This is a genomic window from Dellaglioa sp. CoH-55-MRSF-6 (assembly GCF_056782215.1).
Map to the genome: position 1 here is coordinate 1 of NZ_JBXAYJ010000001.1, position 19,100 is coordinate 19,100.

General features: G+C 34.2%; 16 protein-coding genes and 1 other annotated feature. Of the genes, 6 read left to right on the forward strand and 10 right to left on the reverse strand.

Going from position 1 to position 19,100, the window contains the following annotated elements:
* Positions 1-305: 305 nt before the first annotated feature.
* Entirely contained in the window at positions 306-2,348 is a 2,043-nt protein-coding gene (locus AC1RPK_RS00005; RefSeq protein WP_481761136.1) for a cation:proton antiporter, read from the reverse strand.
* A complete protein-coding gene (tyrS, locus tag AC1RPK_RS00010) occupies positions 2,348-3,604 on the reverse strand; it encodes a tyrosine--tRNA ligase (RefSeq protein WP_481761135.1) in 1,257 nt (418 codons plus the stop codon). Before tyrS ends, AC1RPK_RS00005 begins: the two co-directional genes overlap by 1 nt.
* Before the next feature lie 57 nt (positions 3,605-3,661).
* Positions 3,662-3,863: a binding site (T-box leader), on the reverse strand.
* Between the two features lie 163 nt (positions 3,864-4,026).
* Here tyrS and AC1RPK_RS00015 point away from each other — a divergent pair.
* Together AC1RPK_RS00015 and spxB are read left to right on the forward strand one after the other, a co-directional pair.
* Entirely contained in the window at positions 4,027-4,974 is a 948-nt protein-coding gene (locus tag AC1RPK_RS00015) for an NADP-dependent oxidoreductase (RefSeq protein WP_481761149.1), read from the forward strand.
* Between the two features lie 143 nt (positions 4,975-5,117).
* Positions 5,118-6,857, forward strand: coding sequence for a pyruvate oxidase (gene spxB, locus AC1RPK_RS00020; protein ID WP_481761134.1), 1,740 nt, complete (start codon positions 5,118-5,120; stop codon positions 6,855-6,857).
* A 136-nt stretch (positions 6,858-6,993) separates the two neighbouring features.
* Here spxB and AC1RPK_RS00025 read toward each other — a convergent pair whose 3' ends face one another.
* The 4 genes from AC1RPK_RS00025 to AC1RPK_RS00040 all read right to left on the reverse strand — a co-directional run bounded on the left by AC1RPK_RS00025 (position 6,994) and on the right by AC1RPK_RS00040 (position 9,615).
* Entirely contained in the window at positions 6,994-7,968 is a 975-nt protein-coding gene (locus AC1RPK_RS00025) for an aldo/keto reductase (RefSeq protein WP_481761133.1), read from the reverse strand.
* Positions 7,969-8,386: 418 nt separating this feature from the next.
* Positions 8,387-8,707, reverse strand: a complete 321-nt coding sequence (locus AC1RPK_RS00030; RefSeq protein ID WP_481761132.1) for a carboxymuconolactone decarboxylase family protein — start codon at positions 8,705-8,707, stop codon at positions 8,387-8,389.
* Positions 8,708-8,724: 17 nt separating this feature from the next.
* A complete protein-coding gene (locus AC1RPK_RS00035; RefSeq protein ID WP_481761131.1) occupies positions 8,725-9,132 on the reverse strand; it encodes a cupin domain-containing protein in 408 nt (135 codons plus the stop codon).
* 39 nt (positions 9,133-9,171) lie between these two features.
* The gene (locus AC1RPK_RS00040) at positions 9,172-9,615 is read right to left on the reverse strand and encodes a MerR family transcriptional regulator (protein WP_481761130.1); all 444 of its coding nucleotides are present in this window, start codon (positions 9,613-9,615) and stop codon (positions 9,172-9,174) included.
* 251 nt (positions 9,616-9,866) lie between these two features.
* On the opposite strand from AC1RPK_RS00040, the gene AC1RPK_RS00045 reads away from it, so the two are divergent.
* Positions 9,867-10,838: an ABC transporter ATP-binding protein gene (locus tag AC1RPK_RS00045; RefSeq protein WP_481761129.1), complete on the forward strand. Its 972-nt coding sequence runs from the start codon at positions 9,867-9,869 to the stop codon at positions 10,836-10,838.
* Entirely contained in the window at positions 10,826-12,340 is a 1,515-nt protein-coding gene (locus tag AC1RPK_RS00050) for an ABC transporter permease/substrate-binding protein (RefSeq protein ID WP_481761128.1), read from the forward strand. Before AC1RPK_RS00045 ends, AC1RPK_RS00050 begins: the two co-directional genes overlap by 13 nt.
* A 64-nt stretch (positions 12,341-12,404) precedes the next feature.
* Here AC1RPK_RS00050 and yidA read toward each other — a convergent pair whose 3' ends face one another.
* Positions 12,405-13,214, reverse strand: a complete 810-nt coding sequence (gene yidA / locus AC1RPK_RS00055) for a sugar-phosphatase (RefSeq protein WP_481761127.1) — start codon at positions 13,212-13,214, stop codon at positions 12,405-12,407.
* A gap of 61 nt (positions 13,215-13,275) precedes the next feature.
* On the reverse strand, positions 13,276-13,839 hold the full coding sequence (gene efp, locus AC1RPK_RS00060) for an elongation factor P (protein ID WP_409021902.1): 564 nt from the start codon (positions 13,837-13,839) through the stop codon (positions 13,276-13,278).
* Between the two features lie 274 nt (positions 13,840-14,113).
* On the opposite strand from efp, the gene AC1RPK_RS00065 reads away from it, so the two are divergent.
* Positions 14,114-14,335 (forward strand): hypothetical protein, encoded by a 222-nt coding sequence (locus tag AC1RPK_RS00065; protein ID WP_481761126.1) that lies wholly within the window; start codon positions 14,114-14,116, stop codon positions 14,333-14,335.
* A gap of 126 nt (positions 14,336-14,461) precedes the next feature.
* Positions 14,462-16,735, forward strand: a complete 2,274-nt coding sequence (locus AC1RPK_RS00070) for a hypothetical protein (RefSeq protein ID WP_481761125.1) — start codon at positions 14,462-14,464, stop codon at positions 16,733-16,735.
* Between the two features lie 66 nt (positions 16,736-16,801).
* Here the strand turns inward: AC1RPK_RS00070 and AC1RPK_RS00075 are convergent, their stop codons facing one another.
* On the reverse strand, positions 16,802-17,854 hold the full coding sequence (locus AC1RPK_RS00075) for a WxLIP family cell surface protein (protein ID WP_481761124.1): 1,053 nt from the start codon (positions 17,852-17,854) through the stop codon (positions 16,802-16,804).
* A 67-nt stretch (positions 17,855-17,921) separates the two neighbouring features.
* Positions 17,922-18,497, reverse strand: coding sequence for a WxL domain-containing protein (locus tag AC1RPK_RS00080; protein WP_481761123.1), 576 nt, complete (start codon positions 18,495-18,497; stop codon positions 17,922-17,924).
* Between the last annotated feature and the right edge of the window lie 603 nt (positions 18,498-19,100).

The window sequence follows — 19,100 nt, forward strand, 5'->3', positions numbered from 1 at the left end:
TGTTCAGTTTTCAAAGATCTACTTGGTTGCTTTTGACAACTTTTATATCATATCAAGGATTTCGTTAATTGTCAAGATTTTTTTTAATTAATTAACTGGTCACATTTGAATTAGTTGTTTACTACTGAGGCAACGTTTATTACTTTACCAAGAATAATGACCTTCGTCAAGCCTTTATTTAAATTAAATCTAAAAATATTGATGTAATCGTATACATCTGTACTTTTAATTACTTTATAGGTCTTAAATAAAAAAATAATTTCAAAAATAGACTATTAATCCTGATTTTTGAAATTATTTTTTATTTAATGTTCAACTAATAGTTGCTGCATTTGTAGTGTTTGCGCCTGATTTATTTCATCATACAACTTATTAGCAAGTTGCTCGTTAATTATTCCTGCTATATATTGTGTTTGAACATAATTATATTCTAATTGAAATGCTTGAATAAATAAATCTACTGATATTTTTTCATTCTCTTCGTAATCTCTACGAAAGTGTCTTTGTCGATCTTCGATAAATCTTTCAACATTCTGAATATCATCTAGTTGTCCATGTGCATTAGCCAAACGTTCTTTTGTTAAATCATGTAAATATTGTTCAATTACTTCATGCAATTGATTCTCCAAGTCCCATAATAATGATCGGAAATCATTGTGTATTTGCATTTTTTCTATATTATCTTTAGCCCATTGTTTCCTGGCCTTACTTCTCTGTCCACGAGTTATTTGCCCATGGCTAATATGCCACGCTTCATGCCTAACCTGATGTTCTACTGATCGAATGATTCGATTAACACTTAATCGTTGTCCACCATAATCTGTATCCAAAATTTTTCTGTACGTACTGAGTACTCGGGCAGGATAAATTTCTTTTATCTCATTACTATTTAAAAATTCATCTTCAATTTCATTAATTTTTTTAAATAATTCTTGATGTTTATCATACCCTTGAATATCATTAAACCCTTTTTGTGATTGTAATTGTTGAATCACCGCGTATCTCACATCGTTAGATTGAATACGTTCTGTTAAATGTAAACTAGCGTAATCAATCATTTGTATTCGTGAAAAATTTAATTCTTCTTTATTAAATGATAACTTTTTAGCTAGTAAGATTTTAGGCAACACTAATGCTGGTGTTATCATACTTAATAATATGACAGTAGTTGCAATGATTAAAATTTCTTCTCGATACGGAAAAGCCCGTCCATTTATTAACATTGGTAATGAAAATGCCATTGATAACGTGATTGTTCCGTGTACCCCACTCAACCCAAAAACAAATGCATTTTTTCGTCTTTTTTTTGATTTTGAAGGACCGAAAAAGGCAGCAATATGTGGTTCTTTTCCAATTAATGCCCAAGTGTATCGGATACCAATCATGACTACATAGATTATCAAACCCAGACTCAACAACTCAAACGACTGACTCGTTCCAAGTTTAATCAGTGCCCGGAAAATTTCAGGTAAACTAATTCCCAATAAAATAAATACAATACTGTTAAGCATTGCGGTCAACGTATCCCATATTGTTGACGAAACTAACTGGACACGTGTTGCAGTTAATTTTAAACGCTCGGATTCAATATTATGAACAATCCCTGCAGTTACAACAGCAATAATTCCCGATGTCCCTAGACTTTCCGCCAATAAATAAACAATAAATGGTGTTAACAACGCAATTGGAATAATCGTTAATTCTGGTGAAGTTACCCTCTTATTAAAATACGTTCTAACGATAACTAAGATTCCACCTGCCATAACCCCAACTACAATACCACCAACTGCAACAAAAATAAATTGAAATAATCCGCTATAGATGGAAAATGTTCCTTTTTCCATCACAGATAATGCCAAATTTAACATCACTAATCCACTTGCATCGTTAAATAATGATTCGTATTCTAAGGCAGTATTAACCCCTGAATCAAGTTTTGATGCTGATGTTAAGGATTTTACTGCTATGGCGTCAGTTGGTGTCACAATCGCAGCTAGTGCTATTGCAAGTGGCAATGTCCATCGAACTTCTAATCGATTCGCTAACAACCCTACTATTACAACTGTAATAAGCGCTAAAACTACTGATAATAAAAGTATCGCATGAAAATTTTTACGGATCCCCCTAACAGATGTTTTTTGCCCATCATTAAACATAAGTGGTGCAATAATGAATAACATAAAATATTCTGGTTCTAATTCGAAATTAGCCATGACTGGTACTAATGACAACAACAGACCAATTACAATAAGAATAAAAGCATCTGGTATTTTAGGAAGAATTTCGTGAATTACATTTGAAATAATAATCCCCGCCACAAGAAAAGCTATTACATAAAATAGTGCCATTATGCGTTAACGCGTCCTAACCAATATTTCTTTTTACCACGACGAATAATCACAAATTTGCCATCAAATTCTGTAGCAGGATCAATCATAAAATCTAAATCTTGAATTTTTTCACCATTAATACGAATAGCCCCGTTAGTGATATCTTCACGTGCTTGTCTTTTTGATGATTCAATTTTTGTATTTACTAATAACTCAACAATATTCTCTGGTTCTGCTGCTAATTCAACAGAAGGCATATTTTTAAACCCCTGTTCAATTTCACTCGTCGTTAATTCTTTCACTTCGCCTGAAAATAAAGCTGCAGAAATATGTTCGGCTTCAATTACAGCTTCTGGACTATGAACAAATTCTGTTACTTCTCGTGCTAAGCGGCGTTGTGCTTCACGTTTTTCTGGAGCTGTTTCAACTGATTTTTGGTATTCAGCAATCTCATCTGACGTTAAGAATGTGAAAAATTTCAAATATTTCACAACATCCCGGTCGTCTTGATTTAACCAAAATTGGTAGAATTCATATGGTGTTGTTTTTTCTGGATTTAACCAAACTGCGCCACCAGCTGTTTTACCAAATTTAGTACCATCAGCCTTAAGCATTAGTGGAATTGTTAGCCCATATGCCTTTGTGTCTGAACCTAGCTCTTTATGAATAAGATCAATTCCTGCAGTAATATTCCCCCATTGATCAGCCCCACCAATTTGTAATTGAACATCATGGTGCTTGTGTAAATGTAGGAAATCAACTGATTGTAAGATTTGGTATGTAAATTCCGTGAATGAGATACCAACTTCCAAACGACTTGCAACAACATCCTTTGCGAGCATGCTATTTACATTAAATAACTTACCGTAATCGCGTAAGAAATCAAGCAAGCTAATTTTTGATAACCAATCATAGTTATTTACAATTGAAATATTTGAATCTTGTCCAAATAATTTGGTCATCTGTGCAGTGAGAGCTTGCTCATTATGATGAACTTGGTCCATCGATTGCAGCACACGTTCAGATTTTTTACCACTTGGATCACCAATTGAACCTGTACCACCACCAATAATGATGTATGGATGATGTCCTGCTAATTGAAATCTTTTCAACATCATAAATGGAATTAAGTGTCCGATATGCATACTATCCCCTGTTGGATCAACCCCACAGTATAAGCCAATTGATTTTTCAGACGTTAGTTCACGTAACCCATCTTCGTCTGTCGTTTGATTAATTGCGTCGCGCCATTCTAGTTCGTCAATAATATTCATTTCTGTTTCCTCCTATATAATATAAGTATAAAAAAATCCCTGATATCTAAAAAAGATATCAGGGACGAATTAATTTCCGCGTTACCACCCAAGTTATTATCTACATAATATAGTAGCTAATCGCTCAATCATCGTTAACGAGATGAATCGTTGTTAGCTCCATAGCGTACTTCACTCATCGATAATTCCTGATTTCCAGCGACCACCAGGTTTCTTTAAAATTGATCGATAAATTACTGAACTACTTCATCACTTATAGCTATAATATACGTAAATAAAGTCTAAATGTCAATTTTAACCATAAGAATATTAATACTATAAAAGAGTGTCTTGATTGCATTCTATTTCGTTATTCGATACAATTCACTTACAAATTAAAAGTAACTGGAAAGAAGAGGAATCCGATGACAGAAAAGAAAATGATGTCAGCCGTTGTAATTGATGAATTTGGCGGACAAGATAAACTTAAACAACGTGAAGTAGCTATGCCTGAAATGACGGCGGATCAAGTAATTGTTCAAGAAAAAGCAGCTGGAATTAATCCAATTGATTGGAAAACGCGTGAAGGCTTTTTACAAGGTATGCTTAACTGGCAATTTCCTATTATTTTAGGTTGGGATGTGTCGGGTGTTATCACAGAAGTAGGCGCTAACGTAACCGATTGGAAAATTGGTGATGAAGTCTTCGCACGCCCTGCCACGACTCGTTTTGGTACTTACGCCGAATATACTGCTGTTGATGCTAATTTGCTTGCACCAAAACCTAAAAATATTAGCTTTGAAGAAGCTGCTGCTGTTCCTTTAGCTGGTTTAACTGCATGGCAAGCCCTTTTTGATCATGGTCATTTAGAAAAAGGTGAAAAAGTCTTTATTCATGCTGGTTCAGGTGGCGTTGGCTCTTTCGCTATTCAACTTGCTAAATCAGTTGGTGCTTACGTTATTACCACAACTAGCTCGAAGAATATTGATTTTGTTAAAGGACTTGGCGCTGACCAAGTCATTGATTACCATGAAACTGATTTTGCGGAAATCTTAAAAGATATCGACCTTGTAGTTGATACAATCGGTGGTGACGCACAAGAAAAATCAGTTAATATCTTAAAACATGGCACAGGTCGTTTAGTTGCTATTACTGGGATGGATTCTGAAAAAACAGCAGGTCTTGCTGAAGCAAGAAATGTGACTTTTGATTCAATTTGGTTGGACCCAAATGGTGAAGAATTAACTAAATTAGCTGATATGCTTGAAGATGGCACTATAAAAGTGACCTTAGATTCAGTTCATGAATTCTCTGCAGAAGGTGTAGCAGAAGCTCACGATCGTAGTGAATCTCATCATGCACTTGGTAAAATTATCGTTCGTTTTAAATAAAACCCTATTTAGGTAGTTCAGACTTTTTTGTCTGAACTACCTTTTTTAATTACTAAAAGTAAGTGCTTTCACTGGTGTTAATTCATTGGTAGATTTATACTATCCTTGTAGAATAAAATTTTTCAAGAAGGAGATTTACTATTATGCCAAAAAAAATTAATGCATCAGATGCCATGCTCAAAGTTTTAGAAGATTGGGGCGTTAAAACCGTCTATGGGTTGCCAGGTGGTTCATTTGATTCAACAATGAATGCACTACATAATCGTAAAAATACAATTAATTATGTACAAGTTCGTCATGAAGAAGTCGGCGCACTCGCAGCAGTTGGTGAAGCTAAAGTAACTGGAAAATTAGGTGTTACTTTTGGTTCCGCTGGTCCCGGTGCTGTCCATCTATTAAACGGACTTTACGATGCTAAATATGATGGTGTTCCTGTTCTTGCCTTAGTCGGCCAAGTTGGTACACAAGTGATGAATACAAATTACTTCCAAGAAATGAATGAAAATCCAATGTTTGAGGATGTTTCTATTTATAACAGAACAGCTACTACACCCGAAAACTTACCCATTGTTGTTGATGAAGCTATCCGTCAAGCCTACAAATATAATGGCGTCGCAGTTGTCACAATTCCGACCGATTTAGGTTGGCAAGAAATCGATGACACCTTTGTTTCAACAGCCGCAACACACCAAGAACCTCTTTATCCGATGCCTCGTGATAAACAAATTCAAGATGCCTTAGATATTTTAACAACAGCTAAGACACCAATTATTTATGCTGGGAAAGGTGTTCGTGGCGCTGGAAAAGAATTAATTGAATTATCTGAAAAATTATCATTACCAATCGCAACAACTGCGCTTGCTAAAACAATTATTCCTGATGATTACAAAGCATACATGGGTTCTGCTGGACGAGTTGCTGGCAAACCCGGCGTTGACCTTCTTCGTGGCGCTGATGCTGTTCTTTTCATTGGATCTGATTTTCCATTTGGTGAATATTTCTTTTCTCCAGATGCTAAATTTATTCAGGTCGATATTGATTCTGAAAAATTAGGTAAACGTCATTCAGTTGATGTCCCTATTTTAGCCGATGGTAAGGAAACTTTAATCGCATTAAATAAGGCCGTTAAAACACCAGTTGCACCAACAAAATGGTACAAAGCTGCCATCGCTAACAAAGAAAACTGGATTAAATGGATTGATAGCTTTACTGAAGATGACAGTAAACCACTTCGTTTTGAACCAGTTTTCAATGAAATTAATAAAATTAAAGATGACGATGCAATTTTCCAAATTGATGTTGGTAATGTAACGATTGAAGCAATGCGTTTCTTACGTCTTGGTGAGAAAAATAAATTTACAACATCCGCATGGTACGCAACGATGGGGTATGCACTACCCGCAGCAATTGGGGCTCACTCTGCCTTTCCAGACCGTCAAGTTTTCTCAATTTCTGGTGACGGTGGTTGGACGATGGTCATGCAAGATGTCTTAACACAAGTTAAATACAACATGCCTATCATCAACGTTGTCTTAAGCAATCAGGAACTTGGATTCATCCGCGCTGAACAAGATGATAAACAACAACCACACTCAGGTATTGATTTAATTGATGCTGATTGGGGCGCAATTGCCAACGACATGGGAGCTAAAGGGTATACCGTCCGGACATTAGCAGAATTAAAAACTGCTTTTGCTGAAGCTAAAGGTTCAAAAGTGCCTGTTGTTATCGATGTTAAAGTAACTTCTGACCGTCCACTTCCTGTTGAACAGCTCATTATTGATCCTAAAACACAAGATCCAGATGCTGTTAAAGCTTTTGTTAAAGAATACCAAGCAGAGGGTTTAATTCCATTTCGAGAAATCCTTGAAAATCAAGATTAAATAGTTTTTATTTAATTGATGTATCTTAGCTTAATTAAGTTAAAATACATTTTTTATAGAACAAAAAAAGATATAAAGAGAACCCTTGGGATTGAATTTCATTTCAATCCCAAGGGTTCTCTTTATATACCTCTTCTTATTTCACAATTTTATCAATTTTTGCTAATTCTTCTGGTGCAAAATCCAAATGCTCTAATGCCTTTAAATTATCCTTTAATTGACTCACACGACTAGCACCAATAATAACCGACGAAACAGAATTATCTTTCAAATCCCAAGATAGCGCCATTTCAGCCAATGTCTGGTTGCGATTTTTTGCAATTTCATTTAATTCACGAACCTTTTTAAGTGTTGATTCAACTCTCTCAGTAGACAAGGTATCAAATCGTTTCACTCTAGAATCGTCTGGAATACCATTCAAGTAACGATCAGTCAATAACCCTTGTGCTAAAGGACTAAAAGCAACTGTTCCTATCTGCTCTTGTTTTAAAACATCTTTTAATCCATCTTCTATCCAACGATCTAATAAATTATATCTAGGTTGGTGGACAACGATAGGTGTATTTTTAGCTTTTAGTAATTGAATCATCTTTTCAGCTTCTGGTGCCCGATAATTTGAAATTCCAATATATAAGGCTTTACCTTGGCGAACGAGTAAATCCAAAGCTTCAGCTGTTTCTTCCAACGGTGTATCTGGATCTGGACGATGGTGATAGAAAATATCAACATAATCTAGCTGCATACGTTGTAATGATTGATCCATACTGGCAAACAAGTTTTTCTTTGAACCCCATTCGCCATAAGGACCTGGCCACATATAGTAACCTGCCTTCGTCGAAATAACCATTTCATCCCGGTAGGCACTTAAATCTTCACGTAAAATGCGCCCAAAATTCTTCTCGGCAGCACCATCACCGTAATTATTTGCCAAATCAAAATAAGTAATTCCATTATCAAATGCTGTTTCAATAATATCTTTTTGCGTTGCTAAAGGTGTCTCATCCCCAAAGTTCTTCCATAAGCCTAAGGCAATAGCAGAAACTTTTAATCCACTATTACCGAGGCGATTATAAATCATTTTATCATAACGTTTTTCATTTGCTTGATACATTAACTATCTCCTCCTAAACTAATTACAAATTATATTATAGCGCTTTCACGTCTGCTGGACAATCATTTAATGTTACTTAAAATTCGCTTATCTTATTAATTTGTGCCACTATTATTAGGTAACTGAAGGAGTTGAGTCCATGTTTAAAAAAATAAACGATTATATAAATGTCCATTATATTAAAACATTCATCTTAACGTTAGCTATTGCAACCATAGTTAGAGTCATTGTTGCATTTTTCATAAATAAACACTTTTTGAATGTAGAATTTATTATTGCCGCGATTACGATTGTTATAATTTCACTTTTAATCAGACAAGACCTCAAGAAATAATTAGGTAAGCAAAAATACTGACTCGATACTTTTGACAAAGTACGGAGCCAGTATTTATTTAATTCATGTCCCACTTTTAAATAATTAGTCTTCAAAAACATCTTTTGCAATATTAAATGCAGACCAAGCTTTAGGCCAACCAACGTAGAAAGATAAATGTGTGATAATTTCAGCAATTTCTTCCTTCGTAATTCCATTTGTTTTGCCAATTGCCATATGTGCTGGCAATTGTTCAAAGTTACCACCTGAAATCAAAGCTGAAATTGTTATAATACTGCGTTGATGTGCTGGTAATTCACTTTCACGTGACCAAACTTCACCAAATAAAACATCATCATTTAATTCTGCAAATTTAGGTGCAAATTCGCCTAAGTTATCGCGACCTGCTGTTTGTTTCTTTACCATAATATAATATCCTCCTATTAATCTTTTAATTTACCGTACGTTTCGTCATCAACAGCTTCTAACCATTCAGGTGTCCCTGCTGTAATAGCAACATGTGAGAACCAACTATCTTTTGTAGCACCGTGCCAATGTTTAATCCCGTCTTTTGTGACAACAACATCACCAGCTTTTAAACGTCGTGCTTGTTGACCTTCTTCTTGGTACCAACCTTCACCGGCAGTGACCAATAATAGTTGGTAACCGTCGTGATGGATGTGCCAATTATTACGTGTTCCAGGTTCAAAACTAACATTTCCAACACCAACGTTTATATCTGGATCCGCCACTAACATGTCTAAATAACTTTGACCAACAAAGAAATCTTTATATGCTTCATTTTTTTCACCTATTGGAAAAAGACCGTTTTTAATTTGTTCCTCATTCATTATAATTACCTCACTTTATTTTATACGGTTAACCTAGCGTTAATCGTATATCGCGAATTGTTCTAGATACTTTTCAAAACTAATATCTTCTGACACTTCGTTTCCATTTGTTCTGTGTGAAACTTTTCTGTCATACCAATCAATTTTATGAGAAATAATTTCAATATTATGCTGTAATTCTACCATTTCAGACAGTGCATTTTCTTTTACCTTGCTGAGCATCTCGCGTCGTTCTTTAATGGTTGCATCACCTTGTGCTCGTAGTTCAACGTATTTAATTATTTCATTAATCCGCATCCCTGTCCCTTTAAGATGAAGCAAAAATCCTACCCATTTAATATCATGTTCCGTGTAATAACGTAAGCCTGCCGAATTACGGTGAGGCTTAATTAAGCCTTCTTTTTCATAGTAACGCAATGTAAAACTTGATAACCCAACTAATTTAGCAAACTCACCAATTTTATATTGTTGCTCATTAGTCATTCAATCGCCTCCTTCAATAGTTTCTATTAAAACACTTAGAGTTGACTCTAAGTCAAGCTTTTCTACATATTATTTTTAATATTAAGGCTTACTCCATCCATCAATTCAGACCGTTCCTACACTAAAATTTAATTCCAACATTTTAAAACAAAATCTTTGCTTAATAATTTTCATTCATGTAGAGTTACATCGAAATAGTTACCATTTCCAGATATATTACATATAAAATAAGAAGAAATGAGGGTTAGCTTTTGTTAGATTTCAAACACATAAACAAAACATTCAAAACAGTTACCGTATTAAACGACTTAAACTTACATATTGATACAGGGGAACTTTTTGTTCTTGTTGGCCCTAGTGGTAGTGGTAAAACGACAACTTTAAAAATGATTAATCGATTAATTGAGCCCACCTCGGGTACTATTAACTTTGAAAATCAAAATATTGATCAGATTCCGTTACATACTTTACGTTCACAGATTGGCTATGTCTTACAGCAGATTGCTTTATTTCCTAATATGACAGTTGCTGAAAATATCAGCTTATTACCAGAATTACAAAAATGGCCTAAAAACAAACAAAGAGAACGTGTCGATGCCTTATTAACACGTGTTGGTTTACCGCCTGAAGCATATCGTAAGAGAATGCCTAGCGATTTATCCGGTGGCGAGCAACAACGAATTGGTATTTTACGAGCAATTGCAACTAAACCAAAATTAATTTTAATGGACGAACCATTTAGTGCGCTGGATCCTATCTCAAAAAAAACATTACAAGATATCGTCATCGATTTACATGAGGAACTACACAATACCATTATTTTCATTACGCATGATATGTCTGAAGCTCTTCGCCTCGGAACTCGTGTTGGTGTTATGCATGATGGCAATCTCATTCAAGTTGGTACCCCTGACGAAATTAGAAATGCACCAAAAAATGATTTTATTTCAGAGTTTTTTGGGTTAGACGTATCCAACACGCAATTTAATTTAGCTGAAATGATTCAAAAATCATTTAGTCTTCCAATTGATGAACTCGCTAATAATCACGTCACCTCAACTCAAACAACATTTAAAGAACTCATATCTCTACTTTCTAAATATACAATTATAAATGTTAAAGATAACGACCAGAATCTCATTGGTGCAGTTGATGCCCAATGCTTAATTCGTTATGGTGCAAGCATGTCTGATAGCGAGGTGGATGACCAATGGCAAATTTAATAACAACTTTTAAAATGCACCGTGCTGATTTATGGACCGCTATTCTTCAACATCTACAGATATCATTAATTTCATTGCTGATTGCAACCATCATTGCCGTCTTTTTAGCAATTTGGTTAGCACAGCATAAAAGAGCAGCAGAAATTATGTTGCAAATTACCAGTGTTTTACAGACAATTCCTTCACTCGCGCTGCTAGGGCTATTAATTCCACTAGTCGGAATTGGAACACTACCTTCAATTATCGCATTAGTTGTTTATGCTTTACTGCCCATTTTTCAGAACACATATGCAGGTTTAACTGGTATTGATCCATCATTAGAAGAAGCCGCAACTGCATTTGGTATGACACGTGCGCAAAAACTTATTCGATTTGAATTACCCTTAGCTATGCCACTAATTATTTCAGGCATTCGTATTGCGCTTGTTCTAATTATTGGAACCGCAACACTAGCTGCTTTAATTGGTGCTGGCGGGTTAGGAACATTTATTTTGCTGGGAATTGATAGAAATGATATGAGCTTGATTATTATTGGCGCGTTGAGTTCTATTATTCTAGCTATTGTTTTCAGTGTTTTAATCCGGCAATTGCAGAATTTAAAGATAAAAACAATTACCATTATATTAATTACTTTAGGATTCCTATTTGCTGTTGGTGCCACAATCAATACTTTCACACATCAGAAAAAAGAATTAGTCATTGCTGGTAAAATGGGGGCAGAACCTGAAATTCTAATTAATATGTATAAAGATTTAATTCAAGAAGACGACGCCAATATCAAGGTTACTTTAAAACCAAATTTTGGTAAAACGAGTTTTCTATACTCTGCATTAAAATCTAATTCAATCGATATTTACCCAGAATTTTCAGGTACGGTACTTGAAGAGTTAGTAAAATCACCACTCAAAAGTACAAATGAAAATAAAGCCTACCAGCAAGCAAAAACCGAAATTAAAGTTAAATCAGATTTAGATTATTTAAATCCGATGGCTTATCAAAACACCTATGCTGTCGCTGTCACTAAAGACTTTGCAACTAAATACCATCTATCAAAAATTTCTGATTTATCACGAGTATCTTCAAAAATAAAGGCAGGCTTTACGCTTGAGTTTCTAAACCGTGATGATGGTTACAAAGGGTTACAAAGCAAGTATCATTTGTCATTTAACACTAAATCTTTTGAACCAGCACTTCGCTATCAAGCCATTGTGAATGGTAATGTAAATTTAGTTGATGCCTATTCAACTGATAGTCAGCTCGTCAAATATAATTTGGTCACATTAAAAGATGACAAGTCTTTATTCCCACCTTATCAAGGCGCCCCACTTGTTGCAAAGGGCATCTCACAAAAATATCCATCCATCAAAAAAAGTTTAAATAAATTAACCGGAAAAATTTCTGATACAGATATGCAAAAAATGAATTATCTAGTTGATGTTAAAAATGTCCCAGCAAGTACCGTCGCACACGACTACTTAACAAAGCAACATCTTTTAGACTAAATAAAAAGTTTGGAATCTCGCTAACCTCATGCGGACTCCAAACTTTTTTATATTTTATCGTTATTTAACCTACATAACGTTCTAATGCAACCGCAACACCATGATTAACGTTCGATTCTGTTACATAAGTTGCTGCTTCTTTTAATTCAGGAATGGCATTTCCCATCGCAACAGTCGTTCCGGCTACGGCAAACATCGTTAAATCATTATGTTGATCTCCCATTGCCATAACTTCTTCTTCTTTTAATCCCAGTTCTGCAATTAAATCTGTTAATGCATTTCCTTTATTAGCTTTTTTATTCAAAACTTCTAAAAATTCTGGCAAACTACGTACAACATAATAACTATCATCAAATATTTTTTGAATATTAATCATCTGTGCGTCTAAAACTTCAGGTTCATCCACAAACATAATTTTAGAAACGGTTAAGTCCCGTGACATTTCCTCTGGATTTCGTACAAATAATCCTTCATTATTTTCAGCTGCTTGAATAACGGTCACACGACCAACATCTTTATTAGATGTATAAATTCGGCTCTCATCATCTAAAATATTATAATGAACATTTAATTCATAACTTAATTTATCTGCAGCTATATACTCATCAAAGGTTAACGTATGTTGCGCTAGACGTTTTCCACTTACTGTTTCAATAATTGCACCGTTGTAGGTAATGACATATTGGTCATCCCCACTAATCCCTAATTGTTCAAGAAATCCAACCACACCAGCTAAAGGTCGTCCCGTACAAAGGACAACCTTAATTCCCTTTTGTGTCACTTTTTTGACGGCATCAATTGTTTCTTTTGCTAATCTACCCTCTGGATTTAGTAACGTATCATCAATATCTATTGCAACTAGTTTAATTCCCATAGTAATCTCCTCATTTTAAATGATTAAAAAAAGGCAGTCTCAAGAGACTACCTTTTCAATCTTATTTAGGTGCACGTTTAAGGTATGTACCTTCTTGTGTATTAATTTCAAGAACATCATCTGCTGCGATGAAATCAGGAACATTAACAACAAGTCCTGTTTCCATTGTTGCTGGTTTACCTGAACCAGTTGCTGTAGCGCCTTTGATTGAAGGCTGTGTTTCAGTAACACGTAATGTTACAACAGTTGGTAATGTTAAGCCAATAACTTCTGTACCGTAAAATTGGATTTTAACTTCCATATTTTCCAATAAGAATTTTGCTTCATGTTCGATAATTTCTCTTGGAATTTCATATTGTTCATATGTTTCCAAATCCATAAAAATAGCCATTGTATCCTGGTTGTACAAGAATTGAACTGGTTTTGTTTCAATATTAGCTTGTTCAACCTTAACTTCTGGACGCATTGTTGTTTCAACAGTTGATCCAGTACGAACGTCACGTAATTTCATACGCATAACTGTGTTACCTTTACCCGGTTTATGATGACTTGCTTCTAAAACTTTAATTAATTTACCGCCTTGTTCAAAAGTCATTCCGGCTTTTAAGTTAATTGCTTCAATCATAATTTATTATCTCCCTTTTTATAAAACGTTTCTCATTGAGTATACCAAATTGAAAAGGCTTAATCTATAGTGACACTTACAAACATCACTGGATTTTATTAAATAAAAAGTCAAAAATAGCGCATTTTCTTTATTATTAATCGTATATCCAAATTATAAGCTATATTTGTCCAAATACTTCGACAATATCTCTACACATCCTATACTAGCAAGGCTATAATATATATATAATCAAATAGTTAATTTTTTAATTATTTTGAAAGGAAGTCTTATTTTGCTAAAAAACAAATATATTAACTCATCTACTACCTATCAATCGATTATCATCCTTTGTTTCAGCTTGTTCTTTTTAACGTTACCAATTTATACTACACAAGCTGCTACATCATACACGCCTCCTGTAGGTTATCCAATGGGGGCTGCCACGAATGTCACTGGTTTCGCTGGTGGTACAATCACGTTTAATTCTAATGATATTGACTCCCTACAAGGTTAATTTTTTGCCAAAACATTTACTTCCTCAGGTACCGCCGGAGGTTCTTCTATAAAATACTTACAAAATTATGCTCATGATTCAACTGCTAATTTAACTGATGCTGATTATGCAAAGGTTAATCCTACAATGATTTCAGAAAATATTACCGGGGCTGATATGATTCAGTGGTATGGTAATAAAAATAGCTTTGTTTTTTCAAAATCTAATGATAAAGTCAAAGATTTATCATACTATCTACAGAATTCTCCCCCTGATGATGAAATCGCAAAAGCCATTGCTGGTTGGTCCATACCTTCAAGTAATGCCGGTTACGCTGATGCTATCAAGCAATTTAATGCAAAAAAAGATACTATTGATAAACTTTCTGATTTTCCTGTTATGTCAAGCAATGATATTTCATCATTTGCTGATGCTACTCAAAATATTACTGATGTCAGTGATTATTACGCTAGTTTCACTTCAACAAATTTCTCAAACTCTAAAGCAACAGGTTCTACTACTAAATCTAATAATGCTATCAAACGTGTTGATTTAAATACAGATAAATCAATTGATGCTGAAAAATATGCACCTGGTAAAACGGTTATTCAATTAACCGTTGATATGAATACTGCTTCAACAGATCAAGGCGTTGTCTTTGCAGATATTGATGGCTCTATTCCTTCATTTGAAGATGCTATTGGTATCAAAATTAATTTAGTCAATTTTGATATTAACACAATGAAAATGCCATTTTTCATGTTAAATTATAAGCATTTTTCTAATAATGATGCTGGTATCAGTTTTAATTTCAATCAAGGTAGCTGGATGACTTTCAATGCGTATCCACCTAAATCTGACGGATCTTCGATAGATTACAAGTTAGCTGGTAATAGTGATGGAACGCTATTTTCCGGACAAAATAGTAATGGTTCAGATACCACCGCTAAAAATCTTCTATCCGATGAACCCGTTGCAATCGATACAACTGATAAAAACTCTAAAAAAGTGAAATCTGTCTACAATACGTCTTCACATATTAGTAATAATTTTAATACTGAAAATGGTAAGATTTTTGTCGGAAGTTGGAAGAGTCCTTTATATGGTTCAGTATTAGCACCTAGTGCTGATGTCGACGTTGATTCAAGTAGCGATGGTCTCTTATATGGGAGTATTGTTACTGGACAAAATATTATTGGTAATTTAAACGTTCCTAGTGACCTTGCCTATCAAAGTATTTTTGATGCGTCTGATGATTTTGGAGATGACGCTATACAAGAATTTTTAAAAGATCCTGATTCAAGTAACTCATCTCATCCTACTATTAAGTCTATTTCGTTACCGGGTTATACTTCTACAGATACTGGATCTGGTACGACTCATTATATTCCACAAATAGACCCTTACGATTTTCACTATTCATTAAACAATATCACTGATGAATTACCTGAAAATACCGTTCAAACAACTAAAAAATCACTTGATACTACAGTCAATATAGATACGAAATCAACAACCGATAAAACTGAAAAATATTACTTATGGTACAGTTTCAATAATGGTCCTTGGGAAAAATATTCAGAAAATGGAACAACTGAACTTACAAATTCTAAACTAGAAATCACTGCAAAAGATGCGGACGATCTTGCAAAACAATACAGTACGGACCATAGTAAATATAAATATGACGAATCTGCTTATACTGATGGGACTACATATTCTAAATTAATTGATGACAATGAATTGATTGGTTATCATCTTTTCCATAAGAATAGAATTTCATATTTAGTCACATCAACTCACGATTCGGGTACCTATTCCAGTTATAGTAATCACACAATTAATGATATCTTAAGCGGTAAAACGAATGATACAATTTCTGCTGCAAATCTCGCAAAATTAAATCCGGATTACACGCCTATTTCATATAATTTACACGTTGCAGGAGATCTTTTAGTATCCTATCCAAAAGTATTTGATTTTGGTAATTTTACAGCAGGAACTTCTGAAAAAACACCTACAGTAACTGCAACTGGTTTGTTAACTGTCGATAATCCTTTTGGACTTAACTGGAATTTAGTTGTTAGCACAAGTGATAAAGATAATCTAAGTGATCCTTTCTTTATTCCCGATCAACTTGGTTGGTTTGAAAAATTGCAAACGAGTATGCTTGGTAATTCCACAATCACTTATGGGAATGCCTCAGATATTAAAACAATTACATCTAAAGATACTCTTTTAAGTTTAAACTCAACTATTTTTGATTCTGATACAACATCAGTTATTAGTAAAAACTACTATTCTGCACAATTATCATTAAGTCTAAAAACTAAAAAAATTACTCATCCTGGTAAATTTCAAGATAACGCAACTTGGTCATTATCATCACCAAGTATCGTTGTAGATTCATCAAAAGAATAAGAAATCTAATCGACAAAAAGACGCCTAATAAAAATTAGACGTCTTTTTGATTACCATTCATTTTGATTACTTATTTTCTAGTGATTCTTCCTTATCTTTTTTTCTTCTTTTTAAAATAATAAAAAGTAAGAATAAAACTAATAAAATTAATAAAGCAATAATACCAATAATTAACCACAATAACCAAGATATATGAGGCTCTGCTGCCTTATTATCTGATTTAATCTGTTTAATATTGGCTTTAGTAATTGTAAATGAATTCGTTGCTTTCCAAGATTTATTATTTCCGGTAACGGTATAATGGACATCATATTTACCAGCGATTAACTTGGCTTTAGTTAAGTCTAATGCATAGCTAAATTTAGCGTTGGGTGCAAAATCAACGTCCTTAATTGTTTTGTCATATAAAACAGTACTACTACTATCTTCTGTAATAGTTGCTTTAATTGTTGTTGGTCCAATCACAATGGGTACATCATTTTGCATATTTGTTTGTAGTGAAACTTTATTAAATGCGTTCAATACCACTTTAGAATCGCCAATTGTCATTTTGGGATTAGGATTATCGACCGTTTCAGATTCTCTAATGACTGCTTGAACAACGTACGCAAATCGATTAGTAATTGAAATACCTTTTCCTTTATTCTTTTCCTTAATAACTTTTTCTTGTACGTTAAAGCCACCTAAAATAATACCGGAAAATGACGTAGCGGGTGTTTTCACTGTAAACGTAACTGTTGCTGTTTTTTTAGGTCCAACCACAACATCTTGTTTTTTTGAGACAAGTTCTGAAAATTGATACTTAGCAGTCGCTGGCTTTTTTACATTTGTCTTATCATAGACAATTAGTCCATTCGTATTTGTATATGAACTATTAGGGCTCACAACAATCGTTTTAGTATCGTTTTCTAAGTTCTTAATTTTCAATGCCAATGTCTGTGTTGAGTTAGGGTTCATTTTAATATCAAATTGTGCTGCCTCTCGATATTGATTAGCAGGCGTTACTTTGGCTACCGTAAACCCGGCACTATTAGACTTTGCATAGACATTGGTCGATACAGTAATAAGTGTGACTATCGCGATAGCTAAAAAGCTTAAAACTATTTTTCTTAATTTCATTATTTCGATTCTCCTTAAAAAAAAAGACTGCCTTAGGCGGTCTTTTTTCTGTTACGTTTTAATTAGCTTAGTTAAAAGCTGCTGCACTAGCATTTCCTTGAGTTGCAGTCCATGTTAAATCAGCTGAAGTTGTTGCAATTTTAGTATTTTTACCAAGTTTTAATGTTGCACTATTGTCAGCATATGACAATGTTGTAGCACCAGCGCCTGTTGTAGCTGTCGCGACAGGAGCTGCAGCACCAGCTGGTGTTAAAGTAGCAGCAGATGCTGTAGCATCTGAGTCTGTTTTAACTGTAGCAGATGCAAGATCTAATGAGCTAACCTTAACTTCAGCATCAGCCATCACACCTAATTGTGCAGTAACATTCCAACCACTATCTGTACCTACGTAATCGGCTACATCTAAAGCTTGAGAAGCATCTTTTGCGCCAGTTGATGTAATATCTGTACCAGTCGTAACTAATGCTTCATTTAGTTTTGTTGTGAAACTGAACGATGGTGCACCCGTTTGAGTAAAAGTACCTGCTTCAATGTTTAAACTAGCTGTACCTTTACCATCTGTTGAATCCGCTGAAACACTTGAGCCAACAACTGCTGTTGAACCAAGTACTAATGCTGCAATTAAAAATAAATTCTTTTTCATAATATAAATTCCTCCCATTTATTGATTAAGCCAATGCTTGAAAAGGGGACGTTGACCTTTACCTAATAGTACCATATAATTTACATAAGATTCAACTGTAATATTATCAGAAGAAACTCTATGATTAAGTCCATATACGCCAATTAATATAGCGTTTACATGTTATTTACAAGTATTTTTTTAGGTTTAATTTTTTCAAACCATTTACTGAAAGTGTACAATCAATTTTTAAATAGAATGATTCCTACCTACCCCCACTTTATAACCATTAAAGGTAGAGCCTTTAGTCATTAATAACCTTTTTTTAAGTTAACTAGAATTTAAGTGTTACTATCAATTATACTTTAAGTCCGCTTATTAAAAAGATTCGATTATCCTAGTTCAAACAAGCTCAAATGGCGGTACGCTTACTTTTTAAGAAAAGCCAACAACTTCTAATGAAATTGATTTCAGCTCTTCTAATAAGACGATTTTCGATTTACCCTCATCAAGTCTTAGTGATGGTACAACAAGTTCTGTAATTAACAAATCTTATTATTATGCAAAACTAACTTTAGATTTTACAACTTCAATTTTTGATACGACAGGGAAATATAATTACGA

Coding starts and splice junctions, on each gene's coding strand:
- AC1RPK_RS00005 (WP_481761136.1), bottom strand. CDS start 2,348: ATGGCACTATTTTATGTAATAGCTTTTCTTGTGGCGGGGATTATTATT.
- tyrS (WP_481761135.1), bottom strand. CDS start 3,604: ATGAATATTATTGACGAACTAGAATGGCGCGACGCAATTAATCAAACG.
- AC1RPK_RS00015 (WP_481761149.1), top strand. CDS start 4,027: ATGTCAGCCGTTGTAATTGATGAATTTGGCGGACAAGATAAACTTAAA.
- spxB (WP_481761134.1), top strand. CDS start 5,118: ATGCCAAAAAAAATTAATGCATCAGATGCCATGCTCAAAGTTTTAGAA.
- AC1RPK_RS00025 (WP_481761133.1), bottom strand. CDS start 7,968: ATGTATCAAGCAAATGAAAAACGTTATGATAAAATGATTTATAATCGC.
- AC1RPK_RS00030 (WP_481761132.1), bottom strand. CDS start 8,707: ATGGTAAAGAAACAAACAGCAGGTCGCGATAACTTAGGCGAATTTGCA.
- AC1RPK_RS00035 (WP_481761131.1), bottom strand. CDS start 9,132: ATGAATGAGGAACAAATTAAAAACGGTCTTTTTCCAATAGGTGAAAAA.
- AC1RPK_RS00040 (WP_481761130.1), bottom strand. CDS start 9,615: ATGACTAATGAGCAACAATATAAAATTGGTGAGTTTGCTAAATTAGTT.
- AC1RPK_RS00050 (WP_481761128.1), top strand. CDS start 10,826: ATGGCAAATTTAATAACAACTTTTAAAATGCACCGTGCTGATTTATGG.
- yidA (WP_481761127.1), bottom strand. CDS start 13,214: ATGGGAATTAAACTAGTTGCAATAGATATTGATGATACGTTACTAAAT.
- efp (WP_409021902.1), bottom strand. CDS start 13,839: ATGATTGAAGCAATTAACTTAAAAGCCGGAATGACTTTTGAACAAGGC.
- AC1RPK_RS00070 (WP_481761125.1), top strand. CDS start 14,462: ATGATTTCAGAAAATATTACCGGGGCTGATATGATTCAGTGGTATGGT.
- AC1RPK_RS00075 (WP_481761124.1), bottom strand. CDS start 17,854: ATGAAATTAAGAAAAATAGTTTTAAGCTTTTTAGCTATCGCGATAGTC.
- AC1RPK_RS00080 (WP_481761123.1), bottom strand. CDS start 18,497: ATGAAAAAGAATTTATTTTTAATTGCAGCATTAGTACTTGGTTCAACA.